Below are 23,874 nucleotides of genomic sequence, written 5' to 3' on the forward strand. Positions count from 1 at the left end.
CGACACCCCGGCCCCGGGAACTCCCGCACCTGACGCCGGACGTTGACGATTTCCGACCGTCCTCATGCCGACGTTTGACAGTCGGCGGACCGCGTCACGCGCGACAACTCCCCCTCGAATCAAGCGCATTGCGGTGTCAAGTCATTCCGGCGCAGCACACTCCACCCGTCTGTCGACGTTGGCCGGTTCTCTGCTTCCTTTCGGTGGAGATTGGTTACTTGAGGTGGCTGAGTATGAGGCTTTCCCTCAGCCTCAGTTAGTCGATTTCGTCAAGCAATATGGCTAAAAATTGGACACCAAGTAGCCAGAATTTGTGGCTCAATTCACCTTGACTTAAGGAACCGCTTCACCGTTGACTCACTCCCCTTACGACTTCTGTGACTCTGGGGTGGGGACAGTGGAGTTGTGTTGGAGCCTGCGTGCCCGCACGCATGTAGTGGCAACAGGAATCGGGTCGCTGCTGCTGGCGACGGCCGGAATGCTTTCCGTAGGTGTTCCGGAGGCGTCCGCCGCCGCCTGCACCGCCGGCGCCGAGTCGGACTTCAACGGGGACGGCATCCGCGACACCGCCGTCGCCGACCCCCAGGCCACGGTCGCCGGTCAGGCGAGCGCGGGCCTGGTGCGGGTCATCCTCGGCGGCGGCAAGGGCGTCACGGAGATCAGCCAGTCGCTGACCGGAATGTCCGCCTCTCCCGAGGCCGGGGACCAGTTCGGATACTCCATCGCCGTGTATGACGCGGACCAGGACGGCTGCGCCGACCTCGTGGCCGGTACTCCGTACGAAGACGTCGTCGTCGGCACCGAGAACCAGGTGGACGCCGGTGCCGTCTATGTCGTTCATGGTTCACCGACCGGGATCGGTGAAGGGTCCGTCATCGAGCACTTCACACAGCGGCAGCTCGACGCCGCGACCGTGACCGAAGCCACCGACCTCTTCGGATTCGCGCTGGCCGCGGGCAACACATCGGGCGGAAAGCCCTACCTCGTCGTCGGCGCGCCCGGCGAGGCCGTGGGCGCGGTCGAGGACGCCGGCTGCTTCACCTATGCCCAGGGCACCTCGGTCGGCTCGGTCAACCAGGACGACGTGGGCGTGCCGGGCGCACCGGAGACCAACGACCGCTTCGGCGCCTCCCTCGCGGCGACGAGCCGCTATGTGGCCGTGGGCACACCCGGTGAGGCCATCGGCGTCGAAACCTTCGCGGGAGGCGTGCTCCTGTTCCAGCACACGCTGACCGACTCCCGGCCCACCTACCTGGTCGGGGCGAACGAGGACCACGCCGCTCTGACGTCGGGCACGGCCGAGAAGGACGACCGTTTCGGGACAGCCCTGTCGCTGCTGCCCTACCGGCCCTCCGGCGCCTCGTCCGAGACGGACGCCCTCCTCGCGGTGGGGACCCCCAACGAAGACGTCGGAAACGTCGCCGATGCCGGAGCCGTCACCGTGGTCCGCGTGACGCCCTCCGGAGACCTCTCCGAGGTGAACCTGATCGACCGTCTCTCGCCGAACGTCGAAGGGGACCCCGTGGTGGGGGACTTCTTCGGTCAGCGCGTCGCCCTCGCCCACACGCAGCCGGGAGCCGTGGGTACGGCGGCGACGGTGAAGCTGGCGGTCGGCGTCCCGAACCAGGAGGTCGGACCGGCCGAGAACGCCGGAGCCGTCCATGTCCTTCCGGGACTTGGCGCGCCGGGGACCGGCGACAGGATCCTCACCCGGGGTGACGGTCTGCTGCCGGACACGGCCGAGGCCCGCGACTTCACGGGCCTGGGCCTGTGGGCCACCGCCACGGACCTCTATGTGGGAGTGCCGTACAGCAAGTCGGCGGGGGCACAGAAAGGCGTGGTGTACGCGGCTCCGTGGAGCGTCGTCGGCGGCGGTGCCGGGACGGTCAGGACCCTCAGGCCGGGCGCCGACGGGGTCCCGGACGAGGGCAAGGCATTCGGCTCGTCGATTCGCTGACCGGCGCACGGCGCACGGCGCACGGCACACGGCACACGGACCCGGGGTGGGGACAGTGGGAAGCAGAAGAGAACTCCGTCCGCGGAGACAACTCCTACAGAGGCGAGGGCTCCGTCCGAGGAGTGGGCTTTGGCTGCGCGGCCGGGTCGCCGTCGTCGCCTGCGTGGTGCTGCCCCTGCTGGCGGGCGGCGTCAGCGGCGCGGCGGTGGCGGATGCCGTCGGGGCGCCTGCCGGAACGACGGCACGCGGCGAGACGACGGCACGCGGCGAAGCAGCCCGGGACGGGTCGGCGCACACAGGCAAGAGCGCCGCCGACGAAAGCCAGGCCGTCGATGCCGCGGCTGCCTCCGGTCGGCGCGTGGAAGTGTTGTCCCTTCGCGACGAGCGCAGCGAGACGTTCGCCAACCCGGACGGCACCTTCACTGTCAGGGAGTACACACAGGCTGTCCGCACCCGCAAGGACGGCAAGTGGATCCCGATCGACACGACACTGATCCGGCAGCCCAACGGCCGCCTCGTCCCCAGGGCCACCACCACCGCCATGTCCCTGTCGGGCGGCGGGGACAGCGTGTTCGGCACCCTGGTCCGCGACGGCCGGACGATGTCCGTCTCCTGGCCGGCCGACCTGCCGGAACCCGAGGTCGTCCGCGACACCGCCACGTACCGGTCCGTACTGCCGGGCGTCGATCTCGTCGTACGGGCGGAGAACGACGGGTTCGCCCATCTGCTGGTCGTCAAGTCGGCGAAGGCGGCGGCCAACCCGAAGCTCGCCGACCTCGAACTCCCCCTCTCCGCCGACGGACTCGACCTGCGGCAGGACGCGGGCGGCGGGCTCACGGCCAGGGACCGAGCCACGGGCGGCACCCTCTTCGAGGCCCCGCAACCCGTGATGTGGGACTCCAGCGGCGCCCCACTGTCCCGACCCGTCACACCGCGCACCACGGGATCCGGACCGTCGGACGGCGCCCGGGTCGCCGATGTGCGCCTCGGACTCCGGAAGAACAGCATGTCGCTGCGCCCGGACCTCGGACTGCTCCGCGGTAAGGACACGCGGTACCCGGTCGTCATCGACCCGGTCACCAAGACCGCCACCCGTACCGGCTGGACCTGGGTGTCCTCGGGGAACCCCGGCCTGGAGGGCTGGAAGTTCTCCAACTCCGCGGACGGCGTCGAGGCGGGAAAGGGTGTCGGGCGCTGCCCGGCGGACGTATCGGTCCGCTGCACCGGCACCAACGATGTGCAGCGCCAGTACTACGCCCTGCCCACCGGCAGTTTCGAGGGCAAGACCATCCTCAAGGCGGAGTTCGCGATCACCCTGGTGCACACGTACAACAGCGAGGCACGGTCCGTGCAGTTGCACCGGGTCAACAGCAAGGGCGGCAGCGCGATCAACGCGCGGACGAACTGGTCGAGCAGACCGTCCAGCAAGGAGCACCTCACCTCCGCCTCGCCGGCCAACCCGGCGGGCTCGTGCTCCACGACCAATCAGAACGTGCGCTTCGACGTGAAGAGCACGGTGCAGAAGGCGGCCTCCAGCGGCTGGGACACCACCACTTTCGGTCTCCAGGCCGCCTCCGAGGACGCGTACGCCTCCTGGAAGAGGTTCTGCAACAACGCCGCACTTGAGGTCACCTACAACCGGCCCCCGTACCAGCCCCGCATGGACGAACTGGCCATGTCCCCTGGCGGTAAGTGCGCCTACGGAGAAGCGGCGAAGCACTACGTGAACAAGGCGCCGACCCTGTCCGCGATCATCTGGGACCCCGACCACGGCGACGCCGGTGGCAACACGGAGAGCCTGCGGGCCCAGTTCGAGATCTTCTGGACCGCCGCCGACGGAACGGTGAAGACCTACACCGTCACCACCGCCGCCAAGGCGTCCAACAGCGACCCGGACCGTGACAGCGGCTGGGAGCGGTTCACCTACAAAGTCGGCACCGACATCCCGGGCGACGGCACCGGCGCCTTCACGCCCGCGCAGAACACGGTGATCGGCTGGTGGGTGCGCGGCAGTGACGGCGAGGCATGGGGCCCCTGGAGCAGCGCGGGTGCCGGTACCCGCTGCGAGTTCATCCTGGACTCGCAGAAGCCGGACCCGCCCACGGTCACCTCGGCGGAGTACCCGAACGACGACGCGTGGCACACCGGCGTCGGCGACTACGGCTCCTTCTCGCTGTACTCGCCGGGGACGGACATCACCAAATACCGCTACCAGTTCTCCGGAGAGACGACGAAGGAGATCGTGCCCGTCGAACCGGGCCGGCCCGCGGTCGTGCGGTGGATGCCGAAATCGTTCGGCTCGAAGATCCTGTACGTCGAAGCCGTCGACCAGGCGGGCAACAAGGAGTACGTGACGGAGAGTTACGTCTTCGATGTCGCCAGGGGGCGCTCACCCAAGGCTTCCTGGGCCCTGTCGGACGCGGAGGGATCGACCCAGGCCGTGGGGACCGACGGTGCGCCCGGCGCCGCGGCGGGGCCCGGTGTGACGTTCGGTGTGGACGGACCGCACGGCTCCGTACTGACCGCGGCCCGGCTCGACGGCAGCTCCGGCGCCTACCTGAACACCGGACAGCACGTCGTCGACACCGACAAGACGTTCTCCGTTGCCGCCTGGGTGATGCTCCCCCAACTGCCCAGTACCTCGATGAGCGTGATCAGCCAGGACGGCTCGGCCCAGTCGGGGTTCTCCCTCGGCTACGACGCCCTCTCCAAGAAGTGGTCGTTCCTCGCACCGGACAGCGAGATCGACTCGATGATGTCGTGGCAGGTACTCGGCCCCCAGCCGGTGCCCGGGGAGTGGACCCATCTGGTCGGCGTGTACGACAAGGACGAGCCGACGACGCCGGGCGGCACGCCGGGCACCCTGCGCATGTATGTCAACGGAACCCTCGTGAAGGGTGACATCCAGCAGCGCCCCACCACCTGGAACGCGACCGGAGCCCTCCAGATCGGGCGCGCCCTTGAGCCCGCCGGATACACCGCGAACCTCAACGGCACCGTGGCCGGTGTCCAGGTCCTCGACCGGGTCGTGACCGAATCCGAGACCAGAAGCCTCGGCGGTGTCGCACCCCTCCAACTCGCCTACTGGGACATGAACGAAGCCCAGAGCGGTCTCGTCCCCGAGTCGTCGGGCGGCACCGGCCTGACCCTGAGCGGTACCGCCTCCGTCTATCAACCCGACGACACCTGCGACCCGTTGGATCCCACCTGCGTCGTGGAGCAGCCGCTGTCCGGCGACGGACACCTCGCCCTGAGCGGCACCGGTGGCACCGGTGGTACCGGTGGCTACGCCGACCGCGCGGCCGGACTGCTGAAGGCGAAGGCGAGCTTCACCGTCACCGCGCGGGCCAGGCCCACCACGCTGGACTCCACGACGGACCAGACCGTGCTGTCGCTCCCCGGCACGGCGGGCACAGCGGCCCTCGTGCGGTTCGACACGGACCAGAACCGGTGGCAGTTCGCGCTGACGGACAAGGACGCGGCGAACGCGACGGTCACCGAGTTGACCGCTTCCGGATTCCCGGCCACGACCGAGGGCGACGGGGACCATCTGGCGCTGTCGTACAACGCCCTCTTCGGTGAGGTGCGGCTGTACGTCGACGGTCAGTGGACCGGCGAAGTCCTGAAGTGGCCCACCACCTGGGACCTGACCAAGGCGGCCGTGCAGGTGGGGCGTGGTGGCATCGGCTCGACGGGCCTCCAGTACTTCTCCGGCGCCCTCGACGAGGTGCGCGTTTTCGAGGGTGCGCTCGACCAGTCCCTGGTGACGGAGGTGGCCGGACTCGAATCCGGCGAGAACCTGGGCGGATCCGTGCCCTGACGGCCCCGAGCGGTCCCCCCCGGCCTCGCCGTCCGCCCGTCGCCCCCGTCGTCCTCCGCCCGGCACCACATGACCTGATGGAGATGTGTCATGGCTACCCCCCGCTGGTTCCGCACGTCCTCGCGCCTCACCCGGCCCGGCCTCCGCCGGCAGTTGATCGTCGCGCTGGGGCTCTCCCTGGCCGTCGGGCTGCTGCCGCAGTACGCGCCCGAGGCGACGGCATCGGCGTCGGACACCGGGCTGACCCGGCCCGAGGTGCAGGAAGACCTCGGCAAGCCGATACCGGTCAAGGCGCTCAAGGCCGGGCGCCCCGGCACCAATCCGGTCGACAAGGCGCGGGTGAAGGGCCCGGCGAAGGTCACGTGGCCGAAGGCCGCCCACGAAGAGGTCACAGTGGGGGACAAGCCGAAGCGGCTGCCGGGTCTTCCGCTGCGGATCGGGCCGCCCCGCAAGGCCACCGAGGCCAGACCGGCGGCGGACGCAGTCGACGTAGAAGTCCTCGACCGTGCCCGGACGAAGGCCGCGGGCGTGGACGGCGTCCTGCTGACCGTCTCCCCGGCGGACGCCACCACGAAGAAGGGCGCGGCCCGCGTCGAACTCGACTACTCCGGGTTCGCCGATGCCTATGGCGCGGGGTACGGATCACGGCTGCGGTTCCTCCAGTACCCCGCGTGTGTCCTGACCACCCCGGCGGCGAAGGGGTGCTCGACCCCGCGCGAGCTGCCCACCAGCCACGACGCCGCCGCCCGCGCCCTGAGCGCGGACGTGCCGGTCGCGGCCCGGACGTCCGGCGCCGCGACCCCGACCGTGCTCGCCGCGGCGGCCGGTGCCTCCGGCGATCAGGGTTCGTTCGGCGCGACACCGCTCTCGCCGTCCGCCGAGTGGAGCGTGTCCAACTCCTCCGGCGCCTTCAACTGGTCGTATCCGCTGCGCACTCCGCCCGCTCCCGGCGGTCTGGCACCGTCCGTGTCGCTCGGCTACAACTCCCAGGCGGTCGACGGTCAGACCGCGGCCACCAACAGCCAGGGGTCCTGGATCGGCCAGGGCTTCGGCTACGAGGCCGGATTCATCGAGCGCCGCTACAAGCCGTGCGCCGACGACGGACACGACAAGGCCAACGGCGACCAGTGCTGGGCCTTCGACAACGCCACCGTGCAGCTCGCGGGCGGCCCCTCCGGTGAGTTGATCCTCGACGACACGACCAAGCAGTGGCGCCTCAGCAGTGACGACAACACCAAGGTCGAGAAGATCACCGGCGCCGCCAACGGTGACGACAACGGCGAGCACTGGCGCCTGACCACCACCGACGGCACCCAGTACTACTTCGGCCTGGACAGCCTGCCCGGCTGGGCCTCCGGCGACGAACAGACCGGCTCGACCTGGACGGTGCCCGTCTACGGCGACGACGCGGGCGAACCCTGCTACAAGGCGGCCTTCGCCGACGCCTACTGCACCCAGGCCTGGCGATGGAACCTCGACTACGTCGTGGACATCCACGGCAATGCCATGTCGTACTTCTACGGCAAGGAGACCAACTACTACACCCAGGGCCTGAAGACCGGCGAGAACGGCAAGCCCTACATCCGGGGCGGCCACCTCAAGCGCATCGACTACGGACAGCGTGACCAGGCCGTCTATGACACCCCGGCCTCGGCCCGCATGGTCTTCGACACCGACGAACGGTGCCTCGGCGCGGCCACCGACTGCGAACCGGGCGACCTGACCGACGCGACGGCCACCCGCTGGCCCGATGTGCCCTGGGACCTCAACTGCAAGGCCGACACCAAGTGCCCGGGGCAGAACTCCCCGACGTTCTGGACCCGCAAGAAGCTCAGCAAGGTCACCACGCAGATCCGCTACGGCACCGGCTACGCCGACGTGGACTCCTGGACCCTGGGCCATCTCTTCACGGACAACGGTGACAGCTCGAAGTCGCTGTGGCTCAAGACGATCAAGCAGACGGGCCACGCCGGTTCGGGGACCGTGGAGATGCCGACCGTCGAGCTGGGGGGAGCGCAACTGCCCAACCGGGTCGACAAGGCCGGCGACAACATCCAGGCGATGAACCGCTTCCGCCTCACGAGCGTCGTCAACGACACCGGCGGCAGCCTCGACATCGGCTACCGCGCGGCCGAGTGCACCGCCGCGGCGCTGCCCGACCCCGACACCTCCACGAAGGCGTGCTACCCGGTCAAGTGGAGCCCGCCGGGCGCGACCGACCCCCTCACGGACTGGTTCCACAAATACCTCGTCGAACGCGTCACCCAGACCGACCTCACCGGCCACGCGCCGGAGATGGTCAGCAGTTACGAGTATCTGGGCGGCGCCGGCTGGAAGAAGGCCCGCGCGGACGGCATCACCAAGGACGAGTACCGCACCCGCAGCGACTGGCGCGGCTACGGCAAGGTCCGGGTCACCAAGTCCGGCGGCACGGTCAGCCCCGCGAACCAGCGCACCGAGCATGTCTTCCTGCGCGGACTGGGCGGTGAGGTCACCGACTCCACCGGGACCAGCCATCCCGACGACAACGAACTGTCCGGACAGGAACTGGAGACGGTCACCTACGACGGCGCCTACACGGCCGACAAGATCGTCTCCAAGAGCATCAGCACCACCTGGCGTCGCACCACCGCCACCCGCGCCGAGTCCTGGGGCACCAACAAGGCCTTCTACGTCCGGCCCGCCACCACGACCTCGTACACCACGCTGGAGAACGGCGGTCAGCAGGAGGTCAGCTCCACCACCCGCTACGACGACGCCACCGGCCGGCCCGTGGAGACCGACGACTACGGCAAGGTCGGCGACGCCCAGGACAACGTGTGCGTCCGCACCGAGTACGCGGACAACCCGGGCAAGAACCTGCTCGCACTGACCTCACGGGTCGAGAAGGTCGCCGTGTCCTGCGCGACCACGCCGGACCGCAAGAGCCAGGTGATCTCCGACGACCTCACCTTCTACGACGGCAAGGCGTTGGGCGAGGCCCCCACGAAGGGGGACACCACCAAGGTCCAGCGACTGGCCTCGCACGACGGCACCAAGGCCACGTACGAGACCGTGACGTCCTCCGCCGTCGCGGACTTCGACGCCTACGGACGGCCGCTGAAGGTCACCGACGCCGCCGGCAGCCCGACCTCGATGAAGTACACCGAGACGGACGGCCTCACCACGGAGAAGCTGGAGACCAACCCGCTGGGGTGGACGACGACCACCGAGTACGTCCGCTCCTGGGGTGCCCCGGCCGCGCAGATCGACATGAACGGCAAGCGCTCGGACCTCGCCTACGACGCTCTCGGCCGGCTCACCTCCGTGTGGCTCCCCGACCGGGACAAGCCCAACAGCACTCCGTCGGTCAAGTACACGTACCTCATCCGCAAGAACGACGCGGTCGCCGTCAAGACCGAACGGATCGAGAACGACGGCGTGTCGTACGGCACCGAATACACGCTGTACGACGGCCTGCTGCGGCCACGCCAGCAGCAGAGCGAGGGCCCCGGCGGCGGCAGCATCGTCGCGGACACGTTCTACGACGGGCTCGGCAACATCGTCGAGGCCAACGCCGACTACTACGTCCAGAAAGCCCCCGCCGACACCTTCGTCGTGCCCACGGCGGAAGTGGACGGCCATACCGTCACCGAGTACGACGGCGCGGGCCGCACTACGGCCGAGATCTTCAAGGTCGCCAATGCGGAGAAGTGGCGTACGACGTACGCCTACGGAGGCGACCGCGTCCATGTCGACCCGCCCGCGGGCACGGCACCCTCGACCACGATCAGCGACGGTCGCGGCCAGACCGCGGAGATCCGCCGCTACAAGGGCGACAAGCCGCTGCCGAACGGTACGGCCGCCGACTACGAGTCGATCCGCTACACCTACACACCCGGCGGTCAGCTCGACACCGTCACCGACGCGGCGGGCAGCGTCTGGGACTACGGCTACGACCAGCGCGGACGCAAGATCGCGGCGAGCGACCCGGACACCGGCACGACGGACTTCGGTTACGACGCGCTGGACCGTATGACGTTCACGAAGGACTCCCGCGGCAAGAAGATCTCGACGAAGTACGACGTGCTGGGCCGGCCCGTCTCCACCTGGGAGGGCGAGCCGGACACCGGGACGCGGCTGACCGTCAGCACCTATGACTTCGTCAGCAAGGGCCAGCCGTACGGCACCTACCGCTACGAGGGCGGTGTCTCGACCGTCGCCACGATCAACACCCAACTGGACACGATGTACCGCCCGGTGACCACCCGGGTGATCCTCGGCGGCGCCACCGCGACGGAGCTGAAGGGCACCTACGAGTTCGGCACCCAGTACAACCACGACGGCACCGTGCAGTCGCAGCGGATGCCGGCGGCGGGCGGTCTGGCGAGCGAGACGCTGACCTATGCCTACGACGAGATTCAGCGACCCGTCTCGATGACCTCCCTGCTCGGCGGCGCGCGGGCGGGCACCTATGTCTCGGAGGCCGGCTACTCCCCGACGTCGCAGCTCCAGACCCTGACCCTCGGAGCCCTGGGCACGACCGGCAGGATGGCCGCTCTCGCCTACGACTACGAGAAGGGCACCGACCGGCTGACCGGGACGCGGGTCCGGGTGGAAGGTGTCACCGGCGAGACGCAGGACACCCACTACACGTACGACGCCACCGGAAACGTCACCTCCATCGCGGACACCCCGACCGGCGGCCAGTCGGACGTCCAGTGCTTCACCTACGACTGGCAGCGGCGGCTCAAGGACGCCTGGGCGACCTCCAACCCCTCGGACGGAGCCGCCGGTTCGGAGCGGAAGAACGCCGCCTGCACGCCGAACCCCACAGCGAGCACGCTCGGCGGCGCGGCGCCGTACTGGCAGTCCTTCGACTACGACCGGCACGGCAACCGTGAGCGGCAGCTCCTGCACGGGATCGCCGGGGCGCCCGACGTCACCCGCAGCTACACCTACGGAAAGGACGCGGCGGGCAACGGCGGACCGCACACCCTGACCGCGGTCGAGCAGAACACGCCGGCCTCCGGCGGCGATCCCGCGGTCCTGCGCCAGGACACCTTCACCTACGACCAGGCGGGCAACACCGACGCGCGCGTCCTGGGCGGCACCACCCAGGACCTCACATGGAACGCCGAGGGCAAGCTCGCCGCGGCCGGTACCGACACGTCGTATCTGTACGGTGTGGACGGCACCCGCGTCCTGCGGCGCGAGGCCGGCCGGCAGACGCTGTACCTGCCCGGTATGGAGCTGAACCTCGACACCGCCACGCGGGCCGTGGAGGCGACGCGGTACTACGGATTCGGCTCGCAGACCGTGGCGATGCGTACGCCCAAGGGCGTCCACCTCCTCGCCGGTGACCACCAGGGCACCATGTCGATCGCGATCGACGCGAAGACCGGTGACGTGATCCGGCGGCGGATGGACCCGTTCGGCAAGGAGCGGGGCACCGGCTCGGCGCCCTGGGTCGACGACAAGGGGTTCCTCGGGAAATCGGTGGACGCGTCCACGGGGCTCACCCATGTCGGGGCGCGTGAGTACGAGACGGAGAACGGGCGGTTCATCTCCGCCGACCCGGTGATCGACTTCACGGATCCCCAGCAGATCAACGGCTACGCGTACGGCAACAACAACCCTGTCTCGATGGCCGATCCCTCGGGGATGAAGCCGGACGACTGCACATATGTGGGCATCACCTGCAAGCCGACCGGGAACGGTGGGTGGGACGTCAAGGCCACCTCGACGTACTACAGCTATTACAAGCCGCTCACGCAATCGGAGCGGAAGGCCGTGGAGGCCCGTTCCCAGGCGGAGGCGCGGGAGCGCCGGATGAAACAGGCCGCCAAGGAACTCGCCGGGATCATCGCGGACGAACTCGGTATCACCGACGCCCTGGACTGCTTCACGACGGGCAGCCTGGGCGCGTGCGGGGCGACCATCTTCAACGTCGCCACGAGTTTCATGGGCGGCCTGGTGGCGAAACTCGGCACGAAGTACGGGCTGCCGTGGAACTGGAAGAAGGGCATCGCCCTCGCGAAACGCATCGGCGGTCTCGTCGGCGGTCTGGTCAAGGACTTCAGAGCCTGGCTGAAACTGGAGCGGAAAGCCGACGACTTGGCGGACGCGGCCACATCGTCACCGGGCTGCCCCGTCCGGAACAGCTTCACTCCCGGGACGAAAGTCCTGATGGCGGACGGCAGTACGAAGCCCATCGAGGACGTCGACATAGGCGACAAGGTCCTGGCGACAGACCCGGAAACAGGCCGGACCACGGCCCGGACGGTCACCGCGGAGATCAAGGGCGAGGGCGTCAAGCACCTGGTCAAGGTCACGGTCGACACGGACGGGAAAAAGGGCAAGAAAACGGCATCGGTGACAGCCACCGACGGCCACCCGTTCTGGGTCCCGGAGTTGAACGCGTGGATCGACGCGACGGATCTGTCACCGGGCACCTGGCTCCGCACGAGCGCGGGCACGAAGGTCCAGATCACAGCAGTCCAGAGGCACACAGCCCCTCGGGAAACGGTGCACAACCTGACGGTTGAGGGGGTGCATACGTATTATGTGGTGGCGGGGGCTGCGCCGGTTCTCGTCCACAATTGCGGCACGACTACGATCTACCGTACCTCGCCAATCGGGCGAGGAAGTTCGGAGCTTGATGGAGGTCTGAATCCCGAACACTTCCCTCGCTCTGATGACGGCTCCTTCGATGGCGCTGCGCACTTTGGAAATGAGAAAACCGCGAGCGAGTGGGCGCGTGGATCTGTTGACACTCACGGCGTGGGCCTAAAAATCGAAGTTCCCACAATGTGGCTTCAGAAGCACGTTAATGCAGGTCGGATTGAGGAGTGGGAGGGGATGACTGAGCAGCACATGGAGTACGTGGTCCCACGCGAGCTCTTCGCTGAGCTCAACTCATTCCCCAGGCTCCCTTGGAGTGGCAGATGACCAGCGAGTTTCCGCGTCTGGAGAAGTGGCAGATCGTCTCAGCAGTGGTGGTCGAGCAGATGCCATACGGCCTTAGGGTTCGAGTGCCATCCGGAGAGATCGGCGTCGTTGATCGCGTGCTGATGCATGACCTTCCGTTGAGATCGTCTGAATGGCCCACCCAAGGTGATGAACTGCAAGTGGTCTCGGGCGGGTACACCTCGGGAGGTCAATTGCGACTGAGTGCCCGCAGCTCTGACTTGGATGTTGCAAGAACCCGGGGAAGCGGCAGTTCTCTCTGAGATGAGTGCGAACGATGCTCTCTGGCTGAGGAGGGCGGGCATAATCCGGAGTCCAAGAATCGCCCCCCTCACCCCTCCGCAAGAAGCTGATGCCGGGATTCCTCCACGTCGAACGTTGCCTTCGGGTACTGCGGGTCCAGGGAAATCAGGTGTTCCAGGAGTAGCGTGCTGATTGCCCAGTTTCTGTACCATTTCCTGTTTGCCGGGATGATGTACCACGGGGAGTGTGGTGTCGTGCAGCGTTCCAGGGCCAGTTCGTAGGACTCCTGGTACGCCGGCCACAATGACCGTTCCGCGATGTCTCCCGGGTTGAATTTCCAGTGTTTGTTCGGGTTGTCCAGGCGTTCCAGCAGGCGGCGTCGCTGTTGCTCGTACGAGATGTGCAGGAAGCACTTCACCACCGTGGTGCCGTCCCCCGTCAGGGATTCCTCGAAGCGGTTGATCTGGCCGTAGCGGCGGGTGAGTTGGCTGCGTGGTACCAACTCCCGTACCCGCGCGATCAGTACGTCCTCGTAATGCGACCGGTCGAAGATGCCGATCTCGCCCGGCTCCGGCAGCGCCTTTCTGATCCGCCACAGGAAAGGGTGGCTCAACTCCTCCCGGGTCGGAGACTTGAAGGCTCTGATCCGGCAACCGGACGGGTTGAACAGGCCGATCACATGTTTGACCGTGCCGCCCTTGCCGCTCGTGTCCATCCCTTGCAGCACCAGCAGCACGCGCCGCCGGTCACCCCCGGTGCTCGAAGCGAACAGACGTTCCTGGAGGTCGGCGAGGCGTTCACCCATCAGGGCGGTCGCGGCGAGCCCGGCGGCCTTGTCGTGCGGGCCGCCGGGCGTCGCCCCCGCGTCGTAAGTGGACAGATCCACGCGCTCACCCTCCGGAACGCGCAGCACGTCCCGCAGCAAGGGAGCGCCGTCCCCCTTGCGCCCCTTGTCTCCCTTGCCCCGTTTCGCCTTGTTGCCCATCGCGCACCCCTTCCGGTCTGCCCCCTCGATCCTGCGGGGCTCCGGAAAGGTCCGCTACTCGTGCGACGTCACCACAACCTTCACCGCCACGGCCCCGTCACCGCGAAGGTCGTCCCCGGCGTGTAGCAGTTCACGTACATCGTGTCCCGCCGTGGCGAGAAGGCGACCCCGGCGAACTCGCCCCACTCCGGTTCTTCGGGCGTCCCGATGTTCTGCCGTCCGCGCGCCATCGCGTACACCTCACCCCGCCGCGTCACCCCGAACACATGCTGCGCGCCCGCGCCGTCCTCGCAGACCATGAGCCCGCCGCTCGGCGCCAGACAGATGTTGTCCGGCTCCGAACCCGGCAGCTGCACATCCGTGTCGGGGCCGAAGACGATCACCAGGGTGAGGCGGCGCCGCCGGGGGTCGTAGCGCCAGACCTGCCCGAAGTGGTCGCCGGCCGAGCCCTCGCGGCTGCGCGCGTACGAGGACACGAAGTACACACAGCTCCCGCCCCAGTAGCAGCCCTCCAGCTTCTGCGCGTGGGTGATGCCGCGCGGGCCGAAGTCCTGGTTCCGGATCGGCGTACGCACCGCGAGCGGATCGGGAACGTCGACCCACTCGACGCCGTCGAACTCCGCACCCGGCTCCTGGACCGACGACAGGTCCGGCACGTCGGGCACCCGCATCGCCTGGAGCCGCCCGCCCGCGCGCAGCGAACCCCGGCCACCCTCGGGTTTGCGCGGCAAAAACCGGTAGAAGAGGCCGAACGGCCGCTGGAAGGCGTCCTCCGTCTCGTAGACGATGCCGTGGACCGGGTCGACCGCGACGGCCTCGTGCTGGAAGCGGCCCATCGCCGTGAGCGGGACGGCCCCGGTGCGGCGCGGGTCGACCGGGTCCACCTCGAAGACGAAACCGTGGTCCTTGGTGTAGCCGTTCGTACCGGCCAGATCCTCCGTCTCCTCGCAGGTCAGCCACGTACCCCACGGCGTGGGGCCGCCCGCGCAGTTGACGGCGGTACCCGCGATGGCGACGCGCTCATCGAGTACATCGCCCCGGTGGTCGAGCGTCAGGGCCGTACAGCCGCCCTTGGCCATCGGGTCGTACGTCAGTTCGGGTACGGTCGGGACGGGGGTCGCGGCGGTGACACGGTTCTCGTGGTTGCGGACCAGATGGACGCGTCCGCTCCGGCCGGCGAACGCGGCCATCCCGTCGTGGTTGCTCGGCACCCGGCCCTCGCCGGAGCGCAGGGTGTCGCCCTCCCGTGAGAGAACCTTGTAGCGGAAGCCGCGCGGCAGGTCGAGGAGTCCGTCCGGGTCGGGGACGAGCGGGCCGTAACCCGACGCTCCGGTTCCGTGTGCGGCGGCCGTCCCCGCGAACAGCTCGGAGAGGGTGCCCGCGAAGGCGATTCCGGCGCCCAGCGCACCAGTACGGGCAAGCACTTGGCGGCGCGAGGCCGAAGTACCCGAAGTACCCGATGTTCCCGATGTTCCCGGAGTTCCCGGAGTTCCCGGTGTTCCCGGTGTTCCCGGTGTTCCCGAAGCTGTTGTCGTGGAGTCTGACATGGGGTTACCTCCTGTTGGCGGACAGGAATGTGACCCGCACGTGTGTAGCACGCCCCCGGGACCACGGGAACCACGCGCGCCCCGGGGAGACCTCCGTTACCCCGCGACCGGCCGCGTCACTCCCGTGCCTTTTCGGACACCGCCCCGGACACCCCGGGCACCGCCCCTGACACCCCGGGCACCGCCTTCGGCTCGCCCGCCATCACCCGCCCCGTCGCCCCCGACATCACGGCCGACGTGACCTTCACCCGCTCCGCCCCGCCCCCACCGTGCCGCGCCGCCCAGTTCTCCAGGGCCGTGCGGCAGGCGTGGTCCAGATGCTGCAGCCCTGACAGGTCCAGCTCCACGGGACGGTCGTGAGGCAGGGACTCCAGCGTGTCGAGCAGCTTCGGCAGCCGCAGGAACGTCGCGTTCCCGGACAGCCGCGCCTGGATCGGCCCCGCGCCCTTGTCCGTGACGTCGAGCCGGATGTGCGAGGCGTCCCACGCCGTCTTGGCGACCGCGAGCGCGAGGCCGATCAGTACGCCCTCGAACATGCTGACGGCCACGATCGACACCGCCGTCACGGTCAGGACCAGCACCTCGCCCCGGTGGTCACGCCAGAGCGCCGCCAGCGCCCGTACGGGAACGAGCTTGCAGCCCGCGTGGACCAGGACGGCCGCGAGCGCCGGGAGGGGGATCACGGCGAGCGCGGCGGGCAGCAGCGCCGCGAACAGCAGCAGCCAGACACCGTGCAGGATCCGGGACGCCTTGGTCCGGGCGCCCGCCTGCACATTTGCCGCGCTGCGCACGATCACCGCGGTCATCGGCAGGGCGCCGAGCAGCCCGCACAGGGTGTTGCCCGCGCCCTGCGCCATCAGCTCCTTGTCGTACTGGGTGCGCGGTCCGTCGTGCATCCGGTCGACGGCCGCCGCGCTGAACAGCGACTCGGCCGACGCGATCAGGGTGAACGCGAGCACGGTGCCGATCACGCCGAGACCGGCCAGTTCGGCGAAGTCACCGGCCTGCGGGAGCCGTACGGAATCCAGCAGTCCGTGGACCTCGACCTTGGCCACCGGCAGGGCGAAGGCCGCCGACGCGAGCGTGGCGACGGCGACCGCGGCGAGCGGCGCGGGGACGGCCCGCACCTGCCGCGGCAGCCGCCTCCAGAACACCAGGACGGCGATCGTGCCGAGGCCGAGCAGGAACGACGCCCGAGCGCCGGACGAGGAGAACGCGTCGACCAGCAGTCCGGGCAGCCCGGCGATCTTGTCGAGCCCCGTGGCGGGGGCCTCGGTGCCCGCCATCGCGTAGAGCTGACCGGCGATCAGGACCAGTCCGATCCCGGCGAGCATGCCCTCGACGACCGAGACCGAGATGGCGCGGAACCAGCGGCCCCAGCGCAGCGCGCCCATGACCAACTGGAGCAGCCCGGTGGCGAGCACGATGACACCGAGCACGGCCAGGCCGTAGGCGCGGACGGCTTCCAGGACGAGGACGGTCATGCCCGCGGCCGGACCCGACACCTGGAGGCTGCTGCCGGGCAGCGCTCCGGCGACGAGACCGCCCACGATGCCGGTGACCAGGCCGAGTTCGGCCGGTACGCCGGACGCGACGGCGACGCCCACGCACAGCGGCAGGGCGACGAGGAAGACGACGAGTGACGCGGCGAAGTCCTGCCGCAGGGTGGGGGTTTTGGGGGATTTGGGGATCTTGAGGGTGGTGGAGCGAAGGGTGCGGTGCATGTCGAGATGCCTCCTGCGCGCGCCCGCGCGGGCGCGTGGTTCTTACGCGTGGGGGAGTCGGTGCGGAGAGCGAGGCGATGAGGAGCGCACGCCCGGCCGTGCGGTACGCGCACAGAGGCGTACGGGGCAGGGAGTGCGTGAGTACGGGCGTACAGGCGTACGGCGTACGGGACGCGGGTGTGCGCGTACTCAAGTACGTCGGCGCATGGTTGTCGGGGTTCTACGCGCGCGTGGCGGCCGTTTCGCACAGGGGCGGCGCCGTGGCGTTCCGACGTGGTTCCTCGCCCGGTGGCCGGCTCAGCAGCGGAACACCTGGAGCATGGAGGGAAGGGTGGCCTCGGCGGGTCTCCGCCGGGCCGACGACGACCCGGCTGCGGGCGCCGGCGCGTGATGCCGCGCCGCCGTCACGCTCAGGGCGTCCCCGGCGGCACCGGGGGGCTCGGGTACGTAGTCCTCGCACCGGAGGCTGACCCGCGCGCGGAAGCGCGGCGCGGACTCCACGGGCGGCTGATGGTCACCGCACGTGACCATCTCGGCCGTGGTGAAGGCGACCGCCTCTTCGTGTGCGGATGCCAACGGCGCGGTCGGGGTCATGAGTTGTAACGCGAGCAGCACGACGGCGAGTACGGCGGGCAGCCCGCGCACCGTCGTCCCTGTCCACATGGGCTCGTCTCCCCGTCGCACGGTGCGTACCGATCGCCAGGGAATGGCCGGATCAGCGTCGTCCGGTTCTGGACGGCGCGTTCCCCTTGGCAATCAATACGTTAACGCGGCGAGCGTCCTATGTGGTTACCAGAACGTTGCGCGGAGATGAGTGACCGAAAGTGACCGTCTTCGATCGAATGGCTGGCCGAAAGCGCCCCGGGATGCGTACGTAAGAGCGGTGTTTTGCCACGCCTGTTCGGGTGCGGTGGCCATGGCGCGTGGACTGCGACGCCACTACGCCGCGCGGACCACGGTCCCCCTACGCCGCGCGGACCAGCTCCTTGGCGTCCCGCGCCAGCGCGGTCAGCCGCGAGATCGCCCGGAAGTACTTCTTCCGGTATCCGCCGTTGAGCATCTCCTCGCTGAACAACCGGTCGAACGGCAGCCCGGAGGCGAGCACCGGCACCTCCCGGTCGTACAGCCGGTCGGCGAGGACGACGAGCCGCAGCGCCGTCGACTGGTCGGGCACCGCCTCGACCCCGGTGAGGCACACGGCCTTCAGCCCGTCGGTCAGCGCGCCGTACCGGCTGGGGTGCACGCGCGCGAGGTGGGCCAGCAGATGCGGGAAGTCGTCGAGCGAGGCGCCATCGGTGGCGTACGCCGTCTTGGTGACCTGCTCGTCCGAGAACGGGGCCGGCGCCTCGGGCAACCCCCGATGGCGGTAGTCGTCGCCGTCGATGCGCAGGGCGCGGAAGTGGGCGGCCAGGCCCTGGATCTCGCGCAGGAAGTCGACCGACGCGAAGCGGCCCTCGCCGAGCTTGCCCGGCAGTGTGTTCGAGGTCGCGGCCAGGGCGACCCCCGCGTCGACCAGCTTCCCGAGCAGCGTCGAGACCAGGACCGTGTCGCCGGGGTCGTCCAGTTCGAACTCGTCGATGCAGAGCAGCCGGTGCCCGCTGAGCGTGCGTACGGTCTCCTGGAAGCCGAGCGCGCCGACCAGGTTGGTCAGCTCCACGAAGGTGCCGAACGCCTTCTGCTCGGGCGCGGCCGGGGTGGCGTGCCACAGGGACGCCAGGAGGTGGGTCTTGCCGACGCCGTAGCCGCCGTCCAGGTACACACCGCGCGGGCCCGCGGGCGCCGCGGCCCTCGCCCGGCCGCCGAACCAGCGGCGCCTGCCCTCGCCCGTCGGGTGCGCCCCGCCGAGCCCGGCCGCGAAGCCGCTCAGGACCCGCACCGCCTCCGTCTGGCTGGGCTGGGCCTGATCGGGCACGTACGTCGCGAAGCGGACCGCATCGAAGCGCGGCGGCGGCACCATCTCGGCGACCAGACGGTCCGCCGGGACGCGCGGCTCACGCGTACACAGGGACAGCGGGGTCGGGTCGGCTATGGGGCTCTGCCCGGGGGCGGCGGTGGAGGACGACACGATTGCTTACTTTAAGGGCCGTGCGAGACTGCTTGACATGCGACGCCTGTTCCCTGTGACCGATGAAACAGTGGCCACGACCGGGGCGGCGTCCCCGGTGGGCCGTCAGTGGAGCCTCGACGAGCTGGCCGACGCGTACGCCTATCCGGTGGACGCCGAGGTCTGGCTGCGCGCCAACATGGTCTCCACACTCGACGGCGCGGCCCAGCACGACGGCCGTTCGCAGGCCATCTCCAGCGACGCCGACATGCGGGTCTTCGGCACCCTGCGCGGTCTCGCGGACGCGGTGGTGGCCGGTGCGGAAACGGTACGCCAGGAGGGCTACGGGCCCGCACGCGCGCGGGAAGCCTTCGCCGCGCGGCGCGCCGCCGCCGGGCAGGGACCGGCGCCCGCCATCGCGGTCGTCAGTGCGGGCCTCGACCTGGATTTCTCGCTTCCGCTTTTCACCGAACCCTTGGTGCCGACGCTCGTGGTGACCGGTTCGGGCGCCCCCGCCGACCGGGTGGCCGAAGCCCGGAAGTCCGGCGCCGAGGTGGTCTTCGCCGGTGACGGCGCCCGCGTCGATCCCGCGCGCGTGGTGCACGAGCTGGCCGCGCGCGGGCTGCGCAGACTGCTGACCGAAGGCGGCCCCAGGCTGCTCGGACAGTTCGTGGCCGCACAGGTGCTCGACGAGCTGTGCCTGACCGTTTCGCCGATGCTCACCGCCGGGGACGCGCAACGCATCGCCGGAGGCCCCGCCCTGACGGTGCCGGAACGATTCGCCCTCGGCTCGCTGCTCGAAGAGGACGGCTATCTGTTCGGCCGGTACCACCGAGGTCGACATTCCGCGGAATGATTCGTTCCGGTTAGCTTCCTGTGGGCACACTAAATCTCGCAGACCCCGTGCGGTCACGGGGCAGGATGGTTTCCGCAGGGGGCCTGGCCACGGGCCCACGGATGAGAAGGGCGCCTGTCGTGTTCACGAGCGTACTGATGATCGAGAAGGCCCTGACGTCCGCCGACGTGGAGTTCGTCACGACCTTGCACGGCGACGAGAACGTCGCCTTCCATGTGTTGCTACAGCCCCGCGGGGACCAGGCGGACCGCCTGCTGCGCGCGATCGACGACGTAGCGATGGGGGAGCTGGACGAGGCGGCCCACGAACGGGAGACGCCCGAGGGCGCCGAGGCGGCGGGCCCCGCCGAGCAGGCACTCCAGGTCTCCCTCACCGCCCTGCACGCGGCGGGCTCCGAGGCGGACGGCAGACTGATCGAGAACCACCCGCTGGACGCACTCAAGACCCTCGTGGAGGAGACCGGCGCCGACGAAGTCATCGTGCTGACCGATCCGCACTATGTGGAGGAGTTCTTCCATCGGGACTGGGCGTCACGCGCCCGGCACAAGGTCGGCGTCCCGGTACTGAAGCTGTTCTCGCACAGCAAGGCTTAGGCCAACGGTAGGGCGCGGGTAGGTAGCCCACGGGTAGGGCGCGGGTGTGGTGCGGGTTACGCGGGTGTGGCGCGCGGACGGCCCGCGAGGGCCCGGCTCGCGCGGGACCGGCCGACGGGCACGGACCGGCGCCCGTACGGCATAGGGTGGGCCCGCCCGGCCGTCGCACCACGGCCGGGCGGCAGCCGTCCCCGGCACCAGGGCCCGCCCCCACGGCACCACGGCACCTGAGTACCCACACCACCCACGGCACCCACAGCACTACGGCACCGCGAGCACCAGGGGAGACACACATGGCACCCGGCATTCCACCCGCCATGGACCGACCTCACTTCATCGGCATCGGCGGCGCCGGAATGTCGGGCATCGCCAAGATCCTCGCCCAGCGCGGCGCCACCGTCGCCGGCAGCGACGCCAAGGACTCCGAGACCGTCGACGCCCTCCGCGCGCGGGGCGTCGCCGTCCACATCGGGCACGCCGCCGAGCACCTGGCGGCCGACGCGACCTGCGTCGTCGTCTCCTCCGCGATCCGCGCCGACAACCCCGAGCTGACGCGCGCCGCCGAACGCGGCATCCCCGTCGTGCACCGGTCCGACGCGCTCGCCTCGCTCATGGACGGACTGCGCCCCCTCGCGGTCGCGGGCACCCACGGCAAGACGACCACCACGTCCATGCTCGCCGTCTCCCTGTCGACCCTCGGCCTGCACCCTTCGTACGCCATCGGCGGCGACCTGGACGAGCCCGGATCGAACGCCGACCACGGCGACGGCGAGATCTTCGTCGCCGAGGCGGATGAAAGCGACCGCAGCTTCCACAAGTACGCGCCCGAGGTGGCGATCGTGCTCAACGTGGAGCTGGACCACCACGCCAACTACGCCTCGATGGACGAGATCTACGCGTCCTTCGAGACCTTCGCCGCCAGGATCGTCCCCGGCGGCACCCTGGTCGTCTCCGCGGACCACGAGGGCGCCCGCGAGCTGACCCGCCGCCTGCGTGAGCAGGGTGCCCCCGCGCGCGTGGTGACGTACGGAGACGCCCCGGACGCCGACGTGCGCGTCCTGTCGGTCGTCGCGCAGGGCCTCAAGAGCGAGGTCACCGTCCTCCTCGACGGCGAGCAGCTGACCTTCACGGTCTCCGTCCCGGGCCGCCACTACGCGCACAACGCCGTCGCCGCGCTCGCCGCGGGCGCCGCGCTCGGCATCCCCGCGGCGGACCTGGCGCCCGCCCTCGCCTCCTACACGGGCGTCAAGCGGCGCCTCCAGCTCAAGGGCGAGCAGGCCGGTGTCCAGGTCATCGACTCCTACGCGCACCACCCCACCGAGATGGCCGCCGACCTGGAGGCCATGCGCGCCGCCGCCGGGGACGCCCGCATCCTCGTCCTCTTCCAGCCGCACCTGTTCTCCCGCACCCAGGAACTCGGCAAGGAGATGGGCCAGGCCCTCGCGCTCGCCGACGCCTCCGTGGTCCTCGACATCTACCCCGCGCGCGAGGACCCTATCGCCGGGGTCACCAGTGCTCTGATCATCGACGCGGCGCGGGCGGCGGGCGCCGATGTGCGGGCCGCGCACGACAAGGTCACCGCGCCCGAGGTGCTCGCGGGAATGGCGAAGCCCGGTGATCTCGTTCTCACCATGGGCGCGGGTGACGTGACGGATCTCGGCCCGCGGATCCTGGACCGCCTCGCGGAGTGACGCGGGGGGTCCGACAGCGGTCCGCCGACAGAAGTGAGGACGATCTTCATGGCGTACGACATCGAAAAGCCCGACGAGCAGTGGCGCGCCGAGCTGAACCCGGCGGAGTACGCGGTGCTGCGTCAGGCGGGCACCGAGCCGGCGTTCACCGGTGAGTACACCGACACCAAGAGCAAAGGCGTGTACTCCTGCCGCGCGTGCGGTGCCGAGCTGTTCACCTCGGACACCAAGTTCGAGTCGCACTGCGGCTGGCCGTCGTTCTACGACCCCAAGGACACGGACGCGGTCGAGATCATCGAGGACCGCTCGCACGGCATGGTCCGTACGGAGGTCAGGTGCGCCCGCTGCGGCTCGCACCTCGGTCATGTGTTCGAGGGTGAGGGCTACGCGACCCCGACGGACCAGCGGTACTGCATCAACTCGATCTCGCTGAGGCTGGAGCCGTCCGGCGAGTAGGACCGACGACCAGTAAGGGGCCTTACGGGGTCTCAGGCGGCCTCAAGGGGCCTGAGCTGTGGTCGTCGGCGTCATTCCCGGCGCCGGCGGCGGAGCGCGACGGCGGTGCCTGTGGTGAGTCCCAGGGCCGCCAGTCCGCCCGCGAGCAGCGGGAGAGCCGGTCCCTGTCCCTCGGACGGGTCGGACGGGGTGGTGTCGGCCGCCGCCGGGGCCGGGCGCGCGTCGTCCGGGGTGGCGGGGCTTTGGGGCGTGGCGGGGGTGGTGGGGGTGGTGGCGCTGTCCGGCGTGGCCCGGCTGCCTGATCCGGACGCGGAGGCCGTCGCGAAGACCACGTCCGAGCACGAGTAGTACGTGTCCGGCGTACTGGAATTCCGCCACACCGTGTACAGGACCTGACGCCCGCTCCGGTCGGCCGGGAGGGTCGCCCTGATGCGGTAGGCGCCGTTCACGAGCGGCGGGTCGACGGCCGTGGCGAACGGTTTCGGCGACAGGTCCGACCAGGTCAGGGGCCGTGTCGGGGTGTATCCGTTCCGTGTCAGGTACAGCTCGAAGGTGCCCGTGTGCGCGATGGTCGACCGATAGGTGAGCGTGAGCGCGGCGCCGGGCGTGAGCCTGGTCGACGGCCAGTCCGCGCGCGCGAGATCGAGCCCCCGGAACGCGTCGAGCCCTCCACTGCACAGCTTCCCGTCCGGGACGGCCCGCCGGTCCTGGCCCCGGACATCGGCGATCCGCAGGTTGTCCCAGTCGGTGAAGGCGCTGCCTCCGGCGGCGACGGCGGCCCGGCAGGCGGCGGACCGCGCGGCGGCGCCGCCCTCCGGCGAGCAGGCCACCGTACGGCTGACCGGATCGGTCGGAGCCCCGTGAGCGGCGGCCGGGCCCGCCGCCCCCAGTACGCACAGGAGCGGGACGGCTCCGGCCAGGGCGACGACGGCGGCGGTGCGGTGTGCGGTCATCCGGACGTGACCCTTCCTGTCTTGTTCTGTCCTGCGTATGGGATGCACGGGGCGTAC

General features: G+C 69.8%; 14 protein-coding genes. 8 read left to right on the forward strand and 6 right to left on the reverse strand.

The window, feature by feature from the left end; translation table 11 throughout:
* Positions 1-436 precede the first annotated feature (436 nt).
* From ACIQNU_RS26920 to ACIQNU_RS26935, 4 genes are all read left to right on the forward strand, one after another.
* Positions 437-1,957 (forward strand): VCBS repeat-containing protein, encoded by a 1,521-nt coding sequence (locus tag ACIQNU_RS26920; protein WP_401371310.1) that lies wholly within the window; start codon positions 437-439, stop codon positions 1,955-1,957.
* Positions 1,958-2,120: 163 nt separating this feature from the next.
* Complete coding sequence (locus ACIQNU_RS26925; RefSeq protein WP_401371312.1) at positions 2,121-5,777, forward strand: LamG-like jellyroll fold domain-containing protein; 3,657 nt, start codon at positions 2,121-2,123, stop codon at positions 5,775-5,777.
* Between the two features lie 90 nt (positions 5,778-5,867).
* Positions 5,868-12,707 (forward strand): RHS repeat-associated core domain-containing protein, encoded by a 6,840-nt coding sequence (locus tag ACIQNU_RS26930; RefSeq protein ID WP_401371315.1) that lies wholly within the window; start codon positions 5,868-5,870, stop codon positions 12,705-12,707.
* Entirely contained in the window at positions 12,704-12,988 is a 285-nt protein-coding gene (locus tag ACIQNU_RS26935) for a hypothetical protein (protein ID WP_401371318.1), read from the forward strand. The genes ACIQNU_RS26930 and ACIQNU_RS26935 overlap by 4 nt, the downstream gene beginning before the upstream one ends.
* A gap of 68 nt (positions 12,989-13,056) precedes the next feature.
* On the opposite strand, the gene ACIQNU_RS26940 is transcribed toward ACIQNU_RS26935, so the two are convergent.
* The 5 genes from ACIQNU_RS26940 to zapE all read right to left on the reverse strand — a co-directional run bounded on the left by ACIQNU_RS26940 (position 13,057) and on the right by zapE (position 19,289).
* Positions 13,057-13,953, reverse strand: a complete 897-nt coding sequence (locus ACIQNU_RS26940) for a polyphosphate kinase 2 family protein (protein ID WP_401371320.1) — start codon at positions 13,951-13,953, stop codon at positions 13,057-13,059.
* Between the two features lie 80 nt (positions 13,954-14,033).
* The gene (locus ACIQNU_RS26945; protein ID WP_401371323.1) at positions 14,034-15,377 is read right to left on the reverse strand and encodes an alkaline phosphatase PhoX; all 1,344 of its coding nucleotides are present in this window, start codon (positions 15,375-15,377) and stop codon (positions 14,034-14,036) included.
* Positions 15,378-15,616: 239 nt separating this feature from the next.
* Complete coding sequence (locus ACIQNU_RS26950; protein ID WP_401371326.1) at positions 15,617-17,224, reverse strand: SulP family inorganic anion transporter; 1,608 nt, start codon at positions 17,222-17,224, stop codon at positions 15,617-15,619.
* Between the two features lie 297 nt (positions 17,225-17,521).
* Positions 17,522-17,887, reverse strand: a complete 366-nt coding sequence (locus ACIQNU_RS26955) for a hypothetical protein (RefSeq protein WP_401371329.1) — start codon at positions 17,885-17,887, stop codon at positions 17,522-17,524.
* Between the two features lie 301 nt (positions 17,888-18,188).
* Positions 18,189-19,289 carry a cell division protein ZapE gene (gene zapE, locus ACIQNU_RS26960; RefSeq protein ID WP_401371332.1) on the reverse strand — a complete coding sequence of 367 codons (1,101 nt, stop codon included), beginning with the start codon at positions 19,287-19,289 and terminating at the stop codon, positions 18,189-18,191.
* A 37-nt stretch (positions 19,290-19,326) separates the two neighbouring features.
* On the opposite strand from zapE, the gene ACIQNU_RS26965 reads away from it, so the two are divergent.
* The 4 genes from ACIQNU_RS26965 (at position 19,327) to msrB (ending at position 22,864) form a co-directional block, all read left to right on the forward strand.
* On the forward strand, positions 19,327-20,124 hold the full coding sequence (locus ACIQNU_RS26965; protein ID WP_401371334.1) for a pyrimidine reductase family protein: 798 nt from the start codon (positions 19,327-19,329) through the stop codon (positions 20,122-20,124).
* Positions 20,125-20,243: 119 nt separating this feature from the next.
* Positions 20,244-20,717 (forward strand): indole-3-glycerol phosphate synthase, encoded by a 474-nt coding sequence (locus ACIQNU_RS26970; RefSeq protein ID WP_401371338.1) that lies wholly within the window; start codon positions 20,244-20,246, stop codon positions 20,715-20,717.
* A 293-nt stretch (positions 20,718-21,010) separates the two neighbouring features.
* Complete coding sequence (gene murC / locus ACIQNU_RS26975; protein WP_401371341.1) at positions 21,011-22,408, forward strand: UDP-N-acetylmuramate--L-alanine ligase; 1,398 nt, start codon at positions 21,011-21,013, stop codon at positions 22,406-22,408.
* A 48-nt stretch (positions 22,409-22,456) separates the two neighbouring features.
* Positions 22,457-22,864, forward strand: coding sequence for a peptide-methionine (R)-S-oxide reductase MsrB (gene msrB, locus ACIQNU_RS26980; RefSeq protein WP_401371344.1), 408 nt, complete (start codon positions 22,457-22,459; stop codon positions 22,862-22,864).
* Positions 22,865-22,935: 71 nt separating this feature from the next.
* Here the strand turns inward: msrB and ACIQNU_RS26985 are convergent, their stop codons facing one another.
* Complete coding sequence (locus ACIQNU_RS26985) at positions 22,936-23,817, reverse strand: lytic polysaccharide monooxygenase (RefSeq protein WP_401371347.1); 882 nt, start codon at positions 23,815-23,817, stop codon at positions 22,936-22,938.
* Between the last annotated feature and the right edge of the window lie 57 nt (positions 23,818-23,874).

The sequence above is a fragment of the Streptomyces sp. NPDC091292 genome (assembly GCF_044757265.1).
Classification (GTDB): Bacteria; Actinomycetota; Actinomycetes; order Streptomycetales; family Streptomycetaceae; genus Streptomyces.